This is a genomic window from Tetragenococcus koreensis, from assembly GCF_003795145.1.
GTDB classification, from domain to species: domain Bacteria; phylum Bacillota; class Bacilli; order Lactobacillales; family Enterococcaceae; genus Tetragenococcus; species Tetragenococcus koreensis.
The window spans coordinates 1,670,258-1,688,224 of the sequence record NZ_CP027786.1 but is presented as its reverse complement, the minus strand read 5'-3'; the positions used below and the strand labels follow the sequence as shown (position 1 = coordinate 1,688,224).

Below are 17,967 nucleotides of genomic sequence, written 5' to 3'. Positions count from 1 at the left end.
AAGCAGAAAAAAATGACAGAACTTTCATTTACTTTGTTAAAAAAATCGGTATGATAAAAGTAACAATATGAAAAAGAGGGAAATCATGACAAATCACTACTACCAAACCAACCCAGAAAGTGCACATGAAATAAAAAAATGGTCGTTTGAATTATTGGGTAAAAGTTTTCAATTTACTACTGATAGTGGGGTGTTTTCCAAAAATACCGTCGATTATGGCTCAAGGGTATTGCTACAAGCTTTTTCTTGGGAGAAATTACCCCAAGGAAAGATTTTAGAAATTGGCTGTGGGTATGGTCCGATTGGCTTAGCAGTTGCCTATGCTAGTAATAGACAAGTTGAAATGACTGATGTTAATGAGCGGGCCGTTGATCTGGCTGAACGAAATGCTGTCAAAAATCAGATTGAAAATGTTGATATCCATCTTTCCGATATTTATACAGACGTCCATGAGAAAGAATATGCGGCAATTTTAAGTAATCCTCCAATTCGGGCAGGAAAAAAAGTTGTCCATCAGATTATTGAAGAGGGTTATTATTATTTGCAAGAAGTAGGAACGCTAACTATCGTTGTGCAGAAAAAACAAGGCGCTCCCAGTGCTCAAAAGAAAATGGAGGAAGTTTTCGGCAACGCTGCAGTAATCAAAAAAGATAAGGGGTACTATATTATTCAAAGTGAAAAGAGGGGAAGAAAATGAAGTTAACCATCCGACAAATTGCTGAGATTGCAGGTGTTTCAGTCACGACTGTCTCTCAGATATTAAACCATAAAGGCGGTCGTTTTAGTACAGAGACACGTCAGCGAGTGCACGATGTCGTGGAAAAATATCAGTATAAGCCGGATTTTTTTGCATCTAATTTAGTGACACGTCATTCAAAAACAATCGGCATGATTGTGCCGGATGTGACGGATTCTTTCTTTTCTAAAATTGTTGAAGGTGCTGAACGTTATACCAATCCTTTAGGTTATATGCTAGTTCTTTGTAATTCGCATCATAAGGTAGAAAAGGAAATTCAGCTGCTACAACAACTAGCCGATCGTTCAGTTGAAGGGGTTCTTTTAGCTACACCCAATGTGTTACCAAAAGAATACGGGATAGACAGTGAGTTTTCTAAGACTATGCCATTAGGCCTGATTGATCGAGGCATTAATCAGCGCGATCGAGGGCGTTTGGTTATTAAGGAATATGAAGGGGCTTACCAAGCGGTTTCCTACCTGCTAAAAAAAGGACATCGCAATATTGGATTAATTAAAGAAGATACGAGCTATTATCAATTAGAGGAACGCTACAACGGCTACTATCATGCGTTAAAAGACGCCGGAGTATTATTTAAGCATGAAAACGTAGCCACTGCTGATCTAACTGTAGAAGGTGGTTACCAAGCAGCTCAACAATTGCTAAAACGCAAGAATTTGACCGCTATTTTTTGTAGTAATGATGCGATGGCTATGGGATGTTACCGCGCTATATACGAACGAAAAATGAAAATACCTGATGATATTTCGGTAATTGGCTTTGATGGATTGAGCTTTTCCAAGTTTATGAATCCGCCATTAACGACGATAGAACAACCAGTGTTTGATATTGGGTTTACTGCAGCGAAATTTATTGTTGACGCGATTGAATTTCCTGAACGGCGAATTCCGAACAAAATTTTTGAGACAAAATTAATATTTCGTGAGAGCGTGAAGGACCTAACAAGACAATAGAAAGCTTTTAAAAATTGCTTGAAATTAAGATTGACAATTATCAGGCCGTCTTGTATTCTGTATTTAGAAAGGGCTTTCATATGTGAACTTGTTTAGTAAACCGTTTTACTTAAGCATTTTACCTTTCTTTAAAGTATTGTATAATAATTGAAAATCAGGAAGTGAGGTTCGTTTTAATGCGCATGGTCGATTTGATTGAGAAAAAGCGAGAGGGTCAAGCGTTAACTAAAGAAGAAATTGGGTTTATTATTCGAGAGTATACAGCTGATAAGATCCCTGATTATCAAATGAGCGCTTTGCTTATGACAATTTTTTATGAAGATATGACCGATGAAGAGATTGCGGCGTTAACCTTAGCAATGGCTAATTCGGGAGAAAAAATTGATTTGTCATCTATCAATGGTATCAAAGTTGATAAACATTCAACTGGCGGTGTCGGTGATACCACTACATTAGTACTAGCTCCTTTAGTTGCCAGCGTTGGCGTGCCAGTAGCTAAAATGTCCGGCCGCGGTTTGGGATACACTGGTGGAACTTTGGACAAATTAGAATCGATCCCTGGTTTTAAAATTGAACTGTCCGATCGCGCGTTTATTGCAGAAGTTAATACAAATAAAGTGGCGGTTATCGGTCAAAGTGGCGATTTAGCTCCTGCTGATAAGAAGCTTTATGCCTTACGCGATGTTACAGCAACGGTTGATTCGATCCCGTTAATTGCTAGTTCCATTATGAGTAAAAAAATCGCCGCTGGTGCGGATGCGATTGTTTTAGACGTCACTACTGGTGAAGGCGCCTTTATGAAAAACCTTGAAGATGCTAGACGCTTATCTCATACGATGGTTCGCATTGGCGAACTTGCCGAACGTAAAACAATGGCGGTCATTTCTGACATGAGTCAACCATTAGGAGAAGCCATCGGAAATAGCCTGGAAGTTATCGAAGCTATTGAGACCTTACAAGGTCAAGGTCCCGATGATTTATTAGAAATGTGTTATGTACTAGGAAGTCAAATGGTAGTGTTAGGTAAAAAAGCTGAAACGTTAGAAGAAGCACGAGCTTTGTTAGAAGAAGCCATCGCTTCAGGTGCTGCCTTTGAAACCTTTAAGAAAATGGTGAAAAACCAAGGTGGGGATGAAACCATTTGTACGCACCCTGGGCGTTTATTGACGGCGCAATTTGAGCTAGAACTTCCTGCTCAAACTAGCGGTGTTGTAGCAAAACTAGTGGCCAATGAGATTGGGATTGCAGCAATGATGCTAGGCGCGGGCCGACAAACAAAAGAAGATACGATTGATCACGGTGTAGGTTTGAAGCTACATAAAAAAGTTGGCGATCAGGTGGAAAAAGGAGAATCCTTAGCGACGATCTATAGTAATACAGAACAAATTGCTGAGGTCAAAAAATTATTATATCAAAACATCATTATTGAAGAATCTGCAGATGAGCCGACATTAGTCCATGAAATTATCACAGAGTAGAGGTTGAAAAATGGAGCTAAACCGTATGATCGACCACACGCTTTTAAAAGCAGATGCCACTTACGCAGAAGTATTACAAGTGATTGAAGAAGCAAAAAGGTATCATTTCTATGCTGTTTGTCTAAATCCTAGCTGGGTTTATCTGGCAGCTCAAAAATTAAAGCGTGAACCAACTGCAGTATGTACAGTGATTGGTTTTCCTTTAGGAGCAAATACTTCCGAAACTAAAGCTTTTGAAGCAAAGAATGCTATCGAAAACGGAGCAGATGAAGTTGATATGGTGATTAATATCGGTGCATTGAAAGCAGGTATGGTAGAAAAAGTCCAAGCAGACATCCAAGCAGTTGTTGATGTAGCGAAAGACCAAGCACTAGTAAAAGTAATTCTTGAGACAAGTTTACTGACAGAAGACGAACTTATAAAAGCTTGTAAATTGGCACAAATTGCCGGCGCTGATTTTGTCAAAACTTCTACTGGATTTTCATCAGGAGGCGCCAAGATTGAAGATGTGCAATTGCTAAAAGAAATCGTTGCTCCTGAAATGGGTGTAAAAGCTGCAGGTGGTATTTATACAGAAGGCCAAGCACTAACAATGATTGAAGCCGGTGCTACTAGATTAGGAACGAGTGCTAGTGTATTCATTATTACAGGAAATAATAGCTAGAAATTAGGAGGTGAAAGATGGCACAGGCAAAAAAAGAGTGGTTATTAATCGCACAAGCGGCGTTGAAAAAAGCTTATGTTCCTTACTCGCATTTTCCCGTAGGTGCATGTTTGATAACGAAACAAGGAAAAACGTATCAAGGCGTTAATATTGAGAATGCGTCCTTTGGGTTAAGTAATTGTGCGGAACGTACTGCCATATTTAAGGCTATATCTGAAGGCGAGCGGGATTTTGCACACTTAGTTGTGGCTGGTAAGACATCACAACCAATTTCTCCATGTGGTGCATGTCGACAAGTGATGGCAGAGTTTTTTACACCTGACATGCCAGTAACGTTGGTTGGTGATAAAGGTGTTATAAAAGAAATGACGGTGGAACAATTGCTGCCATATTCATTCACAGGGCAAGACTTATAATGGATTCAAACGGTTAAAAGCTGTTTAAATTAAAAAAATTATTAGGAGGCTTTACAAGAAATGAAAAAAGCGAAATTATTTGGGTTTGGTACCATAGCGATGCTTAGCGCCTTATTATTAGGTGCATGTGGCAACGGCGGAGGTTCAGGTGATGGCGGCGGTGACGGCGATAGCGCTAGTGCACCAGCAGCTTTAATTACCGATACTGGCGGTGTGGATGACCGTTCATTTAACCAATCCGCTTGGGAAGGCTTAGAAGCTTGGGGCGAAGAAAATAATTTAGAACGCGGAAACGATGGTTATCAATATTTCCAATCAGGAAATGAATCAGATTATATTCCAAATATTGATCAAGCGCTAAATGCTGGTTTCCAGACAATTTTTGGGATTGGCTATAAATTACAACCGGCGATTGAAGAGCAATCACAAAATAATCCAGATAATAATTTTGTCATTGTTGATGACATTGTAGAAGGCGACAATGTGGTTTCTGCAACGTTTAAAGACCACGAAGCTTCTTACTTAGCTGGAATTGCTGCAGCTTATACTACAGAAACAGATAAAGTTGGTTTTGTGGGCGGTGTAGAAGGCGAAGTTATTGATCGTTTTGATGCTGGCTTTACCAAAGGCGTAGAAGATGGCGCTGAAAAATTAGACAAAGATATTGAAGTATTAAACCAATACGCAGGCGATTTCTCTGCACCTGATAGAGGACGTTCGATCGCTCAAGGGATGTACTCTCAAGATGCAGATATCATTTTCCATGCGTCAGGCGCTACCGGAAATGGCGTGTTCCAAGAAGCGAAATCACGTAATGAATCAGAAGACGATAAAGTTTGGGTTATCGGCGTGGATCGTGACCAAGAAGATGAAGGAGATTATACCAAAGACGGAGAAGAAGATAACTTTACTTTGACTTCTACCTTAAAAGGTGTAGGTACTGTTGTGCAAGACTTAGCGCAAAGATCAGCAGATGATGACTTTCCTGGCGGCGAACATTTAGAATACGGATTAGAAGAAGACGGTGTTGGTTTGACTGACGGTTATTTATCAGATGAAGCTAAAGATGCGGTCGAAGAAGCTAGAGAAGACGTTATAAATGGTGAAGTAGAAGTTCCTGAAGCTCCATAAAAATAATGGATTCGTTTATCGCCGGATCCTCTCCGGCGATGACGAATTGATTTTTTCTTTCAATAAAGGTAGAGGAAAATAACATAAATGTTGTCTTTTCCTCTTTTTGTTGAGAGAAAAACTCTCTATTAGTGAGTTATTGTTATACGATTGTTTGTTTCAGAATTACTTCAGAGGGATGTGAAAAATGTGTCAGAAGAACAGTTTGTCGTAGAAATGCGCGATATTACAAAAGAGTTCGGGCTCTTTAAGGCAAATGATCGGGTAAATTTGCGGTTAAAAAAAGGCGAAATTCATGCGCTGTTAGGTGAAAATGGCGCGGGCAAATCAACATTGATGAATATGCTGTCAGGGTTATTAGAGCCTACATCTGGAAAAATCCTTATCGATGGCAAAGAAGTAACAATTGCGGGTCCGAACACAGCCAAGCAGTTAGGAATCGGCATGGTCCACCAACATTTTATGTTAGTAGATGCATTTACGGTGACTGAAAATATTATTTTAGGCAATGAACCTAGCCATTTAGGAAAAATTGACCGGAAAAAAGCACGGCAAGAAATTGCGGAAGTCTCCAAGCGTTACGGGTTGCGGGTCGATCCGGATGCTTATGTGCGCGACATTTCAGTAGGGATGCAACAACGGGTAGAAATCTTAAAAACGTTGTACCGCGGTGCAGATGTGTTAATTTTTGATGAACCGACTGCGGTGTTGACGCCCCAAGAAATCAATGAATTAATCGAGATTATGCGAGGATTAGTAAAAGAAGGTAAATCGATTATTTTAATCACACATAAATTAGATGAAATCAAATCAGTAGCCGATGAATGTACTGTTATTCGACGAGGTCAAGGGATTGGAACGGTGACTGTTAAAGACGTTTCATCGCAAGATTTAGCGGATATGATGGTGGGACGTTCCGTTGTATTTAAGACGGATAAGGAAAAAGCGAATCCCAAACAAACTGTTTTATCCATCAAGGATTTAGTTGTGAACGAAAATCGCGGCGTTGCGGCAGTTAAGGGTCTTGATTTAGACGTACATGCCGGCGAGATAGTAGGGATTGCAGGAATTGATGGTAATGGGCAATCTGAATTGGTCCAAGCTTTGACAGGACTGCGCAAAGCAGAAAGCGGGACTGTTCAACTGAATGATGCTGATATTACAAATTTACGTCCTAGAAAAATTACTGAAAGTGGTGTAGGTCATGTGCCAGAAGATCGGCACAAATACGGTTTGATCTTAGACATGACGATAGCTGAGAACCTTGTTTTGCAGAATTATTACTTGAATCCTTTTAGTAAAAATGGCGTGTTAGATTATAACAGCATTAATGAACACGCACGAACACTGATTAAAGAGTATGATGTACGGACGGTAAATGAAGTGGTTGCAGCTAGATCGTTATCTGGTGGGAACCAGCAAAAAGCTGTCGTTGCACGCGAGGTCAGCCGTGATCCAGATCTTTTAGTGGTTGCCAATCCGACTCGCGGTTTAGATGTGGGCGCCATTGAATTTATTCATAAACGTTTGATTAACCAAAGAGATAATGATAAAGCGGTATTGTTAGTTAGCTTTGAATTAGACGAAATTTTGAATGTATCTGATCGAATTGCAGTCATTTATGATGGAAAAATCGTTGGCGTAGTAAAACCAGAAGAAACTTCTGAACAAGAGCTTGGATTATTAATGGCCGGTTCTTCTTTAGAAAAAGCGAGAAAAGAACTTGCTCAACAGGAGGTAACAGCCAATGAATGATCGTAACGCAAGAATTCGTAGTATTTTAGTACCCGTTCTATCAGTAATTTTAGGATTGATTATTGGCGCAATCCTTATGGCTGTTTTTGGATTTAATCCAGTGATCGGTTATCAGTCGATGTTGAATGCTTCCTTGGGGAACCTAAGAAGTATTGGTGAAACATTACGGCAAGCAACTCCTTTAATTTTCACTGCACTAGGTTTTTCGATAGCCAATTCGGCTGGTTTTTTCAACATTGGGCTGTCTGGGCAAGCTTTATGTGGCTGGCTAGCGAGTGTTTCGTTTGCTTTAGTCTTTCCTGATTTACCCAAAGTTGTTTTATTGCCACTTTGCATTATTGCCGGAGCCTTAGCAGGTGCATTGGCAGCAGCGGTTCCAGGATTTTTACGAGCTTATTTTGGTACCAGTGAAGTGATTGTAACAATTATGATGAATTATGTTGTTTTGTATTTAAGCACTTTTATTTTACAAGATGTTATGCCAGAAAGTTTTCGTTCCAGTTTGGACTCATCTAATCGGATTACAGAGAACGCTAGTTTGAATATGGAAGGACTCTCGCGCTTTTTCGGCGGTTCACGAGTGAACGCAGGGCTGTTTTTAGCTTTGATAGGCTTAGTGTTGGTTTGGTTTATTATGAAAAAGACTACTCTTGGCTATGAAATACGCGCTGTGGGATTGAGCCCTAATGCTTCGGAATACGCTGGAATGAGTAGTAAGCGAACCATTATTTTATCAATGGTGCTTTCTGGTACATTTGCTGGTTTAGGTGGTGTAGTAGAAGGGCTGGGAACTTACCAAAACTTTTTTGTTCAGACAGAGTCCTTGTCAATTGGTTTTGATGGTTTAGCCGTCTCACTATTAGGGGCTGGCTCATCGATTGGTATTTTACTTTCAGCGCTGTTATTCAGCGTTTTACAAATTGGTGGTTTGGGCATGCAAACAGGTGCAGGTGTACCGTTTGAAATTGTCAATGTTGTTATCGCGTTGATTATCTTCTTTGTAGCAATTAGTTATATTATGCGTGTACTGCTTGCTAAAATCATGCCAGATAAAAGAAAAGAAGAAGTGGTTCAAAATCTTGAATCCACATCAGGTAAACAAGACGGTAAAGGAGGCGGCCTGTAATGTCGACAGTAGGTTTAATATCCTTAATTTTAACATCTGCTTTGGTTTATTCGACCCCTTTGATCCTTACTGCATTAGGTGGTACGTTTTCTGAACGAAGTGGGATTGTAAACGTAGGGCTAGAAGGGATCATGGTTATGGGCGCTTTCAGCGGAATCGTGTTTAACCTGGAAAGTGCTGGAAGATTCGGTGGTTGGACCCCATGGATTGGAATTATTGTTGGTGGCTTAGTGGGTATGTTATTTTCTTTGCTGCACGCAGTAGCAACCGTTAGTTTCCGAGCCGACCATATTATTAGTGGTACAGTAGTTAACTTAATGGCGCCGGCGCTTGGAGTCTTTTTAATCAAAGTTTGGTATGGTAAAGGGCAAACGGATAATATTGATAGTAACTTAGGCTACTTTTCTTTTCCTGGATTAGAAGATATTCCGATTATTGGTGATATTTTCTTTAAAAACACCTTCTTACCAGCTTATTTAGCTATTGGTATTGCGATTGTTGCTTGGTATGTTATTTCGAAAACACGCTTTGGTTTACGCCTACGTTCAGTCGGAGAACACCCGCAAGCAGCAGATACTTTGGGCGTTAATGTATATTTATTCCGTTATTCGGGTGTCCTGCTTTCCGGTCTTTTAGGCGGTATGGGCGGCGCAATTTTCGCCCAATCCATTTCCGGTAACTTTTCAGCGGGGACAATTGTAGGACAAGGTTATATTTCACTGGCTGCGATGATTTTTGGTAAATGGAATCCACTAGGTGCTATGGGAGCAGCGATCTTCTTTGGCTTTGCACAAAGTTTAAGTATTATCGGGGCGCAGCTGCCAGTTATTTCTTCCATCCCGCCTGTGCTTTTACAAATCGCGCCATATCTATTAACGATCATCGTGCTTGTTTTATTCCTGGGACGTTCCTCAGGCCCACAAGCAAGTGGAAAAAATTATGTTAAATCTAAATAAATAGTTTGGAATAGGGCGGGGCTTAAGGGAACTCTTATTAGTGCCGTCCTTTTTTTGTGAAAGTAAGTAAAATAAATGATTTATAATATAGGAGGAAGTAGATGAATTCGTTACAAGAAAAACTAAAAGAAACGACTGATTTCATTAAAAGTAAAGGTGTAGATGCTGTCGAGTTTGGGCTGATTTTAGGTTCAGGTTTAGGTGAGCTGGCTGAGGAAATTGAAGATCCACAAGTAATCACGTATGATCAGATTCCGCATTTTCCAGTCTCTACTGTTAGCGGTCATGCAGGTCAGCTGGTCTATGGCACATTAGAAGGAAAAAAAGTGTTAGCTATGCAAGGGCGTTTCCATTATTATGAAGGCTATTCGATGCAGACAGTCACTTATCCTGTACGTGTAATGGCTGCGTTAAAGGCTCATTCTTTAATTGTAACTAACGCAGCTGGCGGCGTAAATACAGACTTTGAAGCAGGGAACTTAATGTTAATTAATGACCATATTAACTTTATGGGGAGTAATCCATTATTTGGTCCAAATAATGAAGAGCTAGGGCCGCGTTTTCCAGATATGAGTGAAGCCTATCGTTTATCTTATCGCCAAACTGCTCAAGCGGTGGCTGAAAAACAAGGCATTGCCTTAAGAGAAGGAGTTTACATGGGATTTTCCGGTCCTACTTATGAAACACCGGCAGAAGTTCGTTTTGCCCGTATTGCTGGCGCGGATGCGGTAGGAATGTCGACAGTTCCTGAAGTGATTGTCGCAAGCCACTGTGGTTTAAATGTGTTGGGAATATCTTGTATTACCAACTTGGCTGCTGGTATGCAGAAAAATTTGAACCATAAAGAAGTAGTAGAAACCACAGAACGAGTAAAAGTTGATTTTAAAACATTAGTAAAAGAAACACTCAAGGCATTATAAGGAGGAATAACATGAGCGTTCATATTGAAGCAAAACCTGGGGATATTGCTGATAAAATATTACTCCCTGGCGATCCGCTGCGAGCGAAGTATATTGCTGAAACTTTTCTAGAAGACCCTGTTTGCTATAATCAAGTTCGGGGGATGTTAGGCTATACAGGAGTTTATAATGGAGAACGGGTTTCGGTACAAGGAACCGGCATGGGCATGCCTTCAGCTACAATTTATGCCCAAGAATTGATTGAATCATATGGGGTAAAACGATTAGTACGCGTAGGAACTTGTGGCGCACTTTCTGAGGATGTCCATGTTAGAGAACTTATTTTAGCTCAAGGGGCGGTTACAAGTTCTGCGATGATTCAAAAACATTTTCAACATTTTCATTATGCGCCGATTGCTGATTTTAATTTATTAAAGACGGCCTATGAAATTGCAGAAAGCCAAGGATTTACTACACATGTAGGTAATATTTTATCTGAAGATACATTTTATAAAGAGGATATGACTGAAACCTTTCAACTTGCAAAACTGGGGATTAAAGGCGTTGAAATGGAAGCAGCCGCTTTATATTATCTAGGGGCAAAATTTGATGTTCAAACCTTAGCGATTTGTACCGTTAGTGATCATATAATTACTGGTGAAGAAACCACTGCGCTTGAAAGACAAACTACTTTTGATGAGATGATTAAAGTTGGTTTGGATACAGCTTTGAGTTAGAAAATAGAATGATTTCAAGGGCTTTGCCTTTGATGAATAAAACAGGTAAGAAATTTTCTATTTATGGGGATTTCTTATCTGTTTTTATTATTGCTAATAAATAACATAATGGCAAATGACTCTTTTTCTATGCTGCTTTTTTTAAAAGTCAATAAAGGTCTATATAATAGTCCATATTTGAGCTATTCAATTCATTTTTTGTTAGTTTTACGCTAATATAAATAAAAAGGAGGAATGAAATTATGAGATGGGTAATAAAACAAACAGATTTAGATAGTGTGAAAGAAAAGCACGGCAATGCTCAAAGTATTGTTGGCTATGCAGATGAGCACAAATTATTAACAATTCCCATTCCCAAAATGTATGCTGTTTTGGTGGATGATAACGAGCTAAAACTTATCCAGTTGGATATGAATATGGAAGTAAAAAATGTCGATACAATTCCCATAAGCAGTATAGACGCGATTAAAATTAGCGGAGCTGTGGTAAAAAAAGTCGTTGTGACGACGAACGGGACTAAAATCAAACTGGCTGTAAAGACATTAGCGGTTGGTATACAGAATGCACAAAAAGAATTGCTAGAGAAATTAGGAAGTTTAGCGAAATAATACGTGATTTTTTTTGGCAATTGCTAGAATAACAGAGAACTATCTATATTCCTTTTTAATAGGTATAGATGGTTCTTTTTCTTATCCTTTTTATTAACACAGATCTAGTGGAAAGAAAGTCCTATTTTACATCATGGGGATAAAATTAAAGAAATAGCCCCTGTTATCTCTTCAATCATACCAAATTAACGTTTTATTCTCTGTCTTTTTTTCTGCGATTTTGGATTGTCTGACATATACCCTACTTGTTCAATTTTTGACTTTAAATAGAATTCTAGCGATAATAAAAGAAAAGGAGGGTTTTTCATGGAAAATTTTGATTTTCATGTAACGACAGACATTCGCTTTGGCAAAGATCGGCTGGATGAATTACCTCAAGTTTTAAATGCTTTTGGCAAGAACGTGTTGTTAGTCTATGGCGGCGGTAGTATCAAAAAAAGCGGTTTATATGATAAATTATACGAACAGTTTAATCGAAATGATAACAACATCGTTGAATTAGCTGGCGTGGATCCTAATCCTAGAATTGAAACGGTGCAACAAGGAGTTCAATTGTGTAAACAAAACGCAATTGATGTAGTTCTGCCTGTAGGTGGTGGATCGGTTATTGACTGTAGTAAGGCGATTGCAGCAAGTGTATTCGTTTCAGGCGACTTGTGGGAAAATTTTGTTTTACCAAAAAATTATACAGGACCTGCATTGCCAATCGTGACGGTTCTTACCTTAGCAGCTACAGGTAGTGAGATGAATGGTACTTGTGTTATTTCCAATATGGACGCACAAATAAAATTAGGAGTGCATGGAGAAAGCTTGCTGCCCAAAGTGTCATTTCTTGACCCTACGAATACGTTTAGTGTTAATTCGTATCAAACTGCTGCTGGTTCAGCGGATATTCTCAGTCATTTGATGGAAAACTATTTTAATGCAACACCGGGCACTGAAGTACAAGATGAGATTGCAGAAGGTTTGATGAAAACGGTAATCAAGTATTTACCGATTGCTTTAGAAAAACCAGATGATTATACTGCTAGAGCTAATTTGATGTGGGCCAGTACATTAGCTTTAAATGGCTTGATTGGTAAAGGGAAAAAAGGTTCCTGGTCATGTCACGCAATGGAACATGAATTGAGTGCATTTTACGATATTACTCATGGAGTAGGGCTTGCTATGATTACACCGCGATGGATGGCTCATATTTTAGATGAAGATACAATTCCTAAATTCCAACGATTTGCCCAAGAAATCTGGGATGTTGAAGAGGAAGAACCTAAAAGAGCGGCAGAAGTCGGTATTCAAAAATTATATGAATTCTTTGCTTCTTGTGGTATTCCAATGACGTTGCCAGAGGTAGGTATCCAAAGGGAAGAAAATTTTGAAGAAATGGCTCAGTGTGCTGTAGCTCATAGTTCAATTTCGAACCAAGGATTCGTACCATTACATGAAGAAGATGTCGCATCTATCTATCGTGCTTGTATGTCAGAATCATCATTTGTATAAAATTGCAATAAAACAAAAAAAGATTCGCAGATAATATAAATCCGCGAATCTTTTTTACGTTATTTTATAGATAATATTTGTCTTTGACAGTTAGATCATCATTTAGTTCATAAACACTTGGTTTTCCGGTTGGAATTTCAAGGTCCATAATATCATCGTCAGAAATTCCTTCGATGTGTTTTGCTAAAGCACGTAAAGAATTCCCATGTGCGGCAACTAAAACTGTTTTTCCATCGCGTAAAGCAGGAGCGATTTGATCTTCCCAGAATGGTAGAGCCCGTTCTAGAGTTACTTTCAAGTTTTCTCCGCCAGGAATCGTTCTTGGGTCTAAATCAGCATAGCGGCGATCAGCTTTAGGATCGGTTAATGGAGGCAAAACATCATAAGAACGACGCCAAATGTGGACTTGTTCGTCCCCGTATTTATCGCGTGTATCTTGTTTATCTAAGCCTTGTAAAGCGCCATAGTGACGTTCGTTTAAGCGCCAAGATTTTACTTCGGGCACCCACAATTGATTAGCTTCTTCTAAAATATAGTGGCAAGTTTTAATTGCGCGAGTTAAGACAGAAGTATAAGCAACATCAAATTCAATGCCGGCTTCTTTGATTTTACGCCCTGCATCTTGTGCTTCTTCTACACCTTCTGGAGCTAAATCGACATCTACCCAGCCGGTGAATTTGTTTTCTTTATTCCATTCACTTTTTCCGTGACGTGCAAAAATTAGTTTTGGCATAAAAAAATCTCCTTTGTTCATTTAGTTACTGAAACTTTCATTCCGCTACCATTGTACACTTTTTTACTGGCTTTTTCCATTGCAATCAAAAGGTTGCTTGAAAAAACAGGATAATTACAAAATAAACATTTAGTTATTTTTCTAAAACATTGACAACGTACTGTTTTTCTAGCGAATATCGGAAATAATTTCAGCCCCGCTTGGTCTACCAATGATCACTGTGTTGACCATATTCAAAAATAAGCCGTGATCGATAACGCCTACCGTTTCATCTAATTCCTTAGCTAATTGTTCGGGATGATCGATTTGTTCCAAGTGAAGGTCAATAATTGAGTGTCCGCTATCAGTGACTTTTTTTGCTTTTTGGTCCATACGAAAACTTGGTTTATATCCTTTTTTGGCAAATAACTGAAATAGTTGCTGCTGACCGTAAGGAACAACTTCGACGGGCAGAGGGAACTTGCCTAGTTTATCCACCATTTTTGATTCATCGACGATCCAGATCACTTGATCAGTATAAGTTGCGACAATCTTTTCAAATAGTAAAGCGGCGCCGCCACCTTTCATGCCTTGAAAGTCAGCGCTGATTTCGTCGGCGCCATCGATAATGACATCGACTTTGTCGACTTCATCGATCGATTTAATGGGAATACCCATTTCTTCTGCTTGTTTTTTTGAAGTAGACGAAGTAGGGACGCCAACCACGTTAAGATTTTCTTCTTTTACTTTTCGACCAATCTCTTTAATCATATAATAAGCGGTTGAGCCGGTACCAAGTCCTACTGTCATTCCGTTTTTGACATAACTAGCTGCTTTAATTCCCACATCTTCTTTTAAGCTCACTATTATCACTCCTAAAATGTTAGTAAACGTTCTGTTACTGATATTATATAGCGTAAAAAACAAAAATGATAGCGTTTGATAAAAATAGATAGAAAAAGCTGTCTGGAAATGTTGACAAGCTATGTAATGCGTGGTATTCTTTCAAAGGTGCTTTATAAACAGGTCTTTTTGATGGGACATGCTGACTGTATAAGTACATCTGAGAAAGCTTGCAGACGATGCATTCTTTTTTATCGCAAAAAAAGAACCACCTGGATGTGTGGAACTATAAAGCAAATTAAGGGAGGGGGAAACAAAATGCCTACAATTAATCAATTAGTACGTAAGCCTCGTAAAACTAGAAGTGGACAATCTGATTCACCAGCATTGAATAAAGGATATAACAGTTTTAAAAAGCAACAAACTACCGTATATTCTCCGCAAAAACGTGGGGTAGCAATGCGTGTCGGAACAATGACACCTAAAAAACCTAACTCTGCTTTGCGTAAATACGCTCGTGTTCGTTTGTCAAACTTGATTGAAGTAACAGCTTATATCCCAGGTATTGGTCATAACTTACAAGAACACAGTGTGGTATTGATCCGCGGTGGTCGTGTAAAAGACTTGCCAGGGGTACGTTACCATATTGTACGTGGTGCACTAGATACTGCTGGTGTAAACGATCGTAAAAAATCTCGTTCGAAATATGGAACGAAAAAGCCTAAATCTTAATTTTAATCGCAATTAAATACAAACGAATTTTTGAAAGGAGGAAATACGTATGTCTCGTAAAGGTGCTGCAGCAAAACGTGATGTTTTACCAGACCCTATTTATAATTCAAAATTAGTAACACGCTTGATCAACCGTGTAATGGTTGATGGTAAACGCGGCGTTGCATCAAATATCATTTATAATGCGTTTGATAATATTAAAGAAACGACAGGCAATGAACCATTAGATGTTTTTGAACAAGCAATGAAAAACATCATGCCTGTTTTAGAAGTGAAAGCTCGCCGTGTAGGAGGTTCTAACTACCAAGTGCCAGTTGAAGTACGCCCTGAACGTCGTACGACTTTAGGTCTTCGCTGGATGGTAAATTATGCGCGCTTGCGTGGAGAACACACTATGGAAGAACGTTTAGCCAAAGAAATCATGGACGCAGCTAATAATACTGGCGGTTCTGTCAAAAAACGTGAAGATACACATAAAATGGCGGAATCAAACCGAGCATTTGCTCACTATCGCTGGTAAGACCCTCGCTTCTTTATTGGTAAAAGGTATAACCATAGCAAAAGTTAAAAGTTGAGAGGAGAACAACCTAGAAATGGCAAGAGAATTTTCGTTAGAAAAAACTCGTAACATCGGTATCGTAGCACACGTTGATGCTGGTAAAACGACAACAACTGAACGTGTCTTGTACTATACAGGTCGTATCCATAAACTTGGGGAAACGCACGAAGGTGCTTCTCAAATGGACTGGATGAGCCAAGAGCAAGATCGTGGTATCACGATTACTTCCGCTGCCACTACGGCACACTGGAAGGACCATCGTGTAAACATCATCGATACTCCAGGACACGTGGACTTCACAATTGAAGTACAACGTTCATTGCGTGTACTAGATGGTGCGGTTACCGTACTGGATGCACAATCAGGCGTTGAACCCCAAACTGAAACAGTTTGGCGTCAAGCAACAGAATATCAAGTACCTCGTATTGTATTCTGTAATAAAATGGATAAAGTTGGAGCAGATTACTTGTATTCAGTCCAATCATTGCATGACCGTTTGCAAGCTAACGCACAACCCATTCAATTACCAATTGGTGCTGAAGACAACTTTGAAGGAATCATCGATCTTGTGAAGATGAAAGCCGAATTTTACAAAGATGATTTAGGCACAACTTTTGATGAAACTGAAATTCCAGATGAATACAAAGAAACAGCAGAAGAATGGCACAACAAATTAGTTGAAGCTGTCGCAGACGTTGATGAAGATATCATGATGAAATATTTGGAAGGCGAAGAAATTACGCCGGAAGAATTAAAAGTCGGAATCCGTAAAGCAACGTTGTCAGTTGACTTTTACCCTGTGTTATGTGGCTCTGCTTTTAAAAACAAAGGTGTTCAAATGATGTTGGATGCGGTAATTGACTACCTGCCTTCTCCAATTGACGTTCCTCCAATTAAAGGGATCGATCCGAAGACAGGCGAAGAAACCGAACATCCTGCTGATGATGATCAACCATTTTCATCGCTAGCATTTAAAGTTATGACGGACCCGTATGTTGGACGTTTAACGTTCTTCCGTGTCTATGCTGGTACGTTGGATTCAGGTTCTTACGTATTAAATGCCACTAAAGATTCACGTGAACGAATTGGACGTATTTTGCAAATGCATGCGAATACTCGTTCTGAAATTCAAAAAGTTTACTCTGGTGACATTGCAGCCGCTGTTGGTTTGAAAAATACCACAACGGGTGATACGCTTTGCGATGAAAAAAATCCAGTTATCTTGGAAACTATTCATTTCCCTGAACCGGTAATTGAAGTAGCTGTTGAACCTAGATCAAAAGCTGACCAAGATAAAATGGGTGTTGCATTGCAAAAACTTGCAGAAGAAGATCCTTCATTTAGAGTAGAATCAAATGTTGAAACTGGCGAAACAATTATTGCCGGTATGGGTGAACTTCAATTAGACGTTCTTATCGATCGGATGAGACAAGAATTTAAAGTGGACGCTAATATTGGTGCACCGCAAGTTTCTTATCGTGAAACCTTCCGTTCATCAACCAAAGCTGAAGGGAAATTCATTCGCCAATCAGGTGGTAAAGGACAATACGGTCACGTATGGGTCGAATTTACACCAAACGAAGAAGGCGCTGGTTTCGAGTTTGAGAACAAGATCGTCGGTGGGGTTGTTCCACGCGAATATATTCCTGCTGTACAAAAAGGATTGGAAGATTCGATGGAAAACGGTGTGTTAGCTGGTTATCCATTAGTTGATATCAAAGCTACACTTTATGATGGTTCTTACCATGATGTCGATTCCAACGAAACAGCCTTTAGAATTGCTGCTTCAATGGCATTACGTGAAGCTGCGAAAAAAGCTGATCCAGTCATCCTTGAACCGATGATGAAAGTAACAATTACTGTTCCTGAAGAATATTTAGGAGATATCATGGGTCACGTTACTGCACGTAGAGGTCGTGTTGAAGGAATGGACGCTCACGGTAACGCACAAATCGTAAACGCGTTTGTACCACTAGCTGAAATGTTTGGCTATGCAACAACACTACGTTCATCAACACAAGGTCGCGGTACTTTCATGATGACATTTGACCATTATGAAGACGTACCAAAATCGATCCAAGCAGAGATTATTAAGAAAAACGGCGGTAACGCTGAATAAAATTAATAAATCTTGAATGAAATGC

At 39.4% G+C, this 17,967-nt stretch carries 18 protein-coding genes; 16 read left to right on the top strand and 2 right to left on the bottom strand.

Annotation, left to right across the window (positions count from 1 at the left end; genetic code table 11):
• Positions 1 to 85: 85 nt before the first annotated feature.
• The 13 genes from C7K43_RS08055 to C7K43_RS07995 all read left to right on the top strand — a co-directional run bounded on the left by C7K43_RS08055 (position 86) and on the right by C7K43_RS07995 (position 12,977).
• Positions 86 to 697 carry a class I SAM-dependent methyltransferase gene (locus C7K43_RS08055; protein WP_124006404.1) on the top strand — a complete coding sequence of 204 codons (612 nt, stop codon included), beginning with the start codon at positions 86 to 88 and terminating at the stop codon, positions 695 to 697.
• The gene (locus tag C7K43_RS08050; RefSeq protein WP_124006403.1) at positions 694 to 1,710 is read left to right on the top strand and encodes a LacI family DNA-binding transcriptional regulator; all 1,017 of its coding nucleotides are present in this window, start codon (positions 694 to 696) and stop codon (positions 1,708 to 1,710) included. The genes C7K43_RS08055 and C7K43_RS08050 overlap by 4 nt, the downstream gene beginning before the upstream one ends.
• 176 nt (positions 1,711 to 1,886) lie before the next feature.
• The gene (locus C7K43_RS08045) at positions 1,887 to 3,188 is read left to right on the top strand and encodes a pyrimidine-nucleoside phosphorylase (RefSeq protein WP_124006402.1); all 1,302 of its coding nucleotides are present in this window, start codon (positions 1,887 to 1,889) and stop codon (positions 3,186 to 3,188) included.
• 10 nt (positions 3,189 to 3,198) lie between these two features.
• Positions 3,199 to 3,852, top strand: coding sequence for a deoxyribose-phosphate aldolase (gene deoC / locus C7K43_RS08040; protein ID WP_124006401.1), 654 nt, complete (start codon positions 3,199 to 3,201; stop codon positions 3,850 to 3,852).
• Between the two features lie 17 nt (positions 3,853 to 3,869).
• Entirely contained in the window at positions 3,870 to 4,268 is a 399-nt protein-coding gene (gene cdd / locus C7K43_RS08035; protein ID WP_124006400.1) for a cytidine deaminase, read from the top strand.
• 60 nt (positions 4,269 to 4,328) lie between these two features.
• Positions 4,329 to 5,399: a BMP family lipoprotein gene (locus C7K43_RS08030; RefSeq protein WP_124006399.1), complete on the top strand. Its 1,071-nt coding sequence runs from the start codon at positions 4,329 to 4,331 to the stop codon at positions 5,397 to 5,399.
• Between the two features lie 216 nt (positions 5,400 to 5,615).
• Positions 5,616 to 7,154: an ABC transporter ATP-binding protein gene (locus tag C7K43_RS08025; RefSeq protein ID WP_268827416.1), complete on the top strand. Its 1,539-nt coding sequence runs from the start codon at positions 5,616 to 5,618 to the stop codon at positions 7,152 to 7,154.
• Positions 7,147 to 8,280 carry an ABC transporter permease gene (locus C7K43_RS08020; protein WP_124006397.1) on the top strand — a complete coding sequence of 378 codons (1,134 nt, stop codon included), beginning with the start codon at positions 7,147 to 7,149 and terminating at the stop codon, positions 8,278 to 8,280. The genes C7K43_RS08025 and C7K43_RS08020 overlap by 8 nt, the downstream gene beginning before the upstream one ends.
• Positions 8,280 to 9,236: an ABC transporter permease gene (locus C7K43_RS08015; protein ID WP_124006396.1), complete on the top strand. Its 957-nt coding sequence runs from the start codon at positions 8,280 to 8,282 to the stop codon at positions 9,234 to 9,236. Before C7K43_RS08020 ends, C7K43_RS08015 begins: the two co-directional genes overlap by 1 nt.
• Positions 9,237 to 9,337: 101 nt before the next feature.
• The gene (locus tag C7K43_RS08010; protein WP_124006395.1) at positions 9,338 to 10,156 is read left to right on the top strand and encodes a purine-nucleoside phosphorylase; all 819 of its coding nucleotides are present in this window, start codon (positions 9,338 to 9,340) and stop codon (positions 10,154 to 10,156) included.
• Between the two features lie 11 nt (positions 10,157 to 10,167).
• Entirely contained in the window at positions 10,168 to 10,872 is a 705-nt protein-coding gene (gene deoD / locus C7K43_RS08005) for a purine-nucleoside phosphorylase (protein WP_124006394.1), read from the top strand.
• A 242-nt stretch (positions 10,873 to 11,114) separates the two neighbouring features.
• The gene (locus tag C7K43_RS08000; protein ID WP_124006393.1) at positions 11,115 to 11,480 is read left to right on the top strand and encodes a hypothetical protein; all 366 of its coding nucleotides are present in this window, start codon (positions 11,115 to 11,117) and stop codon (positions 11,478 to 11,480) included.
• A 306-nt stretch (positions 11,481 to 11,786) separates the two neighbouring features.
• Positions 11,787 to 12,977 (top strand): iron-containing alcohol dehydrogenase, encoded by a 1,191-nt coding sequence (locus C7K43_RS07995; protein WP_124006392.1) that lies wholly within the window; start codon positions 11,787 to 11,789, stop codon positions 12,975 to 12,977.
• Between the two features lie 64 nt (positions 12,978 to 13,041).
• Here the strand turns inward: C7K43_RS07995 and gpmA are convergent, their stop codons facing one another.
• Both gpmA and rpiA read right to left on the bottom strand, forming a co-directional pair.
• Positions 13,042 to 13,710: a 2,3-diphosphoglycerate-dependent phosphoglycerate mutase gene (gpmA, locus tag C7K43_RS07990; protein WP_124006391.1), complete on the bottom strand. Its 669-nt coding sequence runs from the start codon at positions 13,708 to 13,710 to the stop codon at positions 13,042 to 13,044.
• Positions 13,711 to 13,878: 168 nt separating this feature from the next.
• A complete protein-coding gene (gene rpiA / locus C7K43_RS07985; protein WP_124006390.1) occupies positions 13,879 to 14,553 on the bottom strand; it encodes a ribose-5-phosphate isomerase RpiA in 675 nt (224 codons plus the stop codon).
• 297 nt (positions 14,554 to 14,850) lie between these two features.
• Here rpiA and rpsL point away from each other — a divergent pair, with 297 nt between their 5' ends.
• The 3 genes from rpsL (at position 14,851) to fusA (ending at position 17,942) form a co-directional block, all read left to right on the top strand.
• Complete coding sequence (gene rpsL, locus C7K43_RS07980) at positions 14,851 to 15,264, top strand: 30S ribosomal protein S12 (protein WP_124006389.1); 414 nt, start codon at positions 14,851 to 14,853, stop codon at positions 15,262 to 15,264.
• A gap of 49 nt (positions 15,265 to 15,313) precedes the next feature.
• Complete coding sequence (rpsG, locus tag C7K43_RS07975; RefSeq protein ID WP_124006388.1) at positions 15,314 to 15,784, top strand: 30S ribosomal protein S7; 471 nt, start codon at positions 15,314 to 15,316, stop codon at positions 15,782 to 15,784.
• 73 nt (positions 15,785 to 15,857) lie between these two features.
• Positions 15,858 to 17,942 carry an elongation factor G gene (gene fusA, locus C7K43_RS07970; RefSeq protein ID WP_124006387.1) on the top strand — a complete coding sequence of 695 codons (2,085 nt, stop codon included), beginning with the start codon at positions 15,858 to 15,860 and terminating at the stop codon, positions 17,940 to 17,942.
• Positions 17,943 to 17,967: the final 25 nt, after the last annotated feature.

What these genes read in the sequence shown, in the direction of transcription:
- C7K43_RS08000 (WP_124006393.1), top strand. Translation starts at nt 11,115, where the DNA reads ATGAGATGGGTAATAAAACAAACAGATTTAGATAGTGTGAAAGAAAAG.
- deoC (WP_124006401.1), top strand. Translation starts at nt 3,199, where the DNA reads ATGGAGCTAAACCGTATGATCGACCACACGCTTTTAAAAGCAGATGCC.
- C7K43_RS08050 (WP_124006403.1), top strand. Translation starts at nt 694, where the DNA reads ATGAAGTTAACCATCCGACAAATTGCTGAGATTGCAGGTGTTTCAGTC.
- cdd (WP_124006400.1), top strand. Translation starts at nt 3,870, where the DNA reads ATGGCACAGGCAAAAAAAGAGTGGTTATTAATCGCACAAGCGGCGTTG.
- C7K43_RS07995 (WP_124006392.1), top strand. Translation starts at nt 11,787, where the DNA reads ATGGAAAATTTTGATTTTCATGTAACGACAGACATTCGCTTTGGCAAA.
- rpsG (WP_124006388.1), top strand. Translation starts at nt 15,314, where the DNA reads ATGTCTCGTAAAGGTGCTGCAGCAAAACGTGATGTTTTACCAGACCCT.
- C7K43_RS08010 (WP_124006395.1), top strand. Translation starts at nt 9,338, where the DNA reads ATGAATTCGTTACAAGAAAAACTAAAAGAAACGACTGATTTCATTAAA.
- C7K43_RS08055 (WP_124006404.1), top strand. Translation starts at nt 86, where the DNA reads ATGACAAATCACTACTACCAAACCAACCCAGAAAGTGCACATGAAATA.
- C7K43_RS08030 (WP_124006399.1), top strand. Translation starts at nt 4,329, where the DNA reads ATGAAAAAAGCGAAATTATTTGGGTTTGGTACCATAGCGATGCTTAGC.
- deoD (WP_124006394.1), top strand. Translation starts at nt 10,168, where the DNA reads ATGAGCGTTCATATTGAAGCAAAACCTGGGGATATTGCTGATAAAATA.
- C7K43_RS08045 (WP_124006402.1), top strand. Translation starts at nt 1,887, where the DNA reads ATGCGCATGGTCGATTTGATTGAGAAAAAGCGAGAGGGTCAAGCGTTA.
- gpmA (WP_124006391.1), bottom strand. Translation starts at nt 13,710, where the DNA reads ATGCCAAAACTAATTTTTGCACGTCACGGAAAAAGTGAATGGAATAAA.
- rpsL (WP_124006389.1), top strand. Translation starts at nt 14,851, where the DNA reads ATGCCTACAATTAATCAATTAGTACGTAAGCCTCGTAAAACTAGAAGT.
- fusA (WP_124006387.1), top strand. Translation starts at nt 15,858, where the DNA reads ATGGCAAGAGAATTTTCGTTAGAAAAAACTCGTAACATCGGTATCGTA.
- C7K43_RS08020 (WP_124006397.1), top strand. Translation starts at nt 7,147, where the DNA reads ATGAATGATCGTAACGCAAGAATTCGTAGTATTTTAGTACCCGTTCTA.
- C7K43_RS08015 (WP_124006396.1), top strand. Translation starts at nt 8,280, where the DNA reads ATGTCGACAGTAGGTTTAATATCCTTAATTTTAACATCTGCTTTGGTT.
- C7K43_RS08025 (WP_268827416.1), top strand. Translation starts at nt 5,616, where the DNA reads ATGCGCGATATTACAAAAGAGTTCGGGCTCTTTAAGGCAAATGATCGG.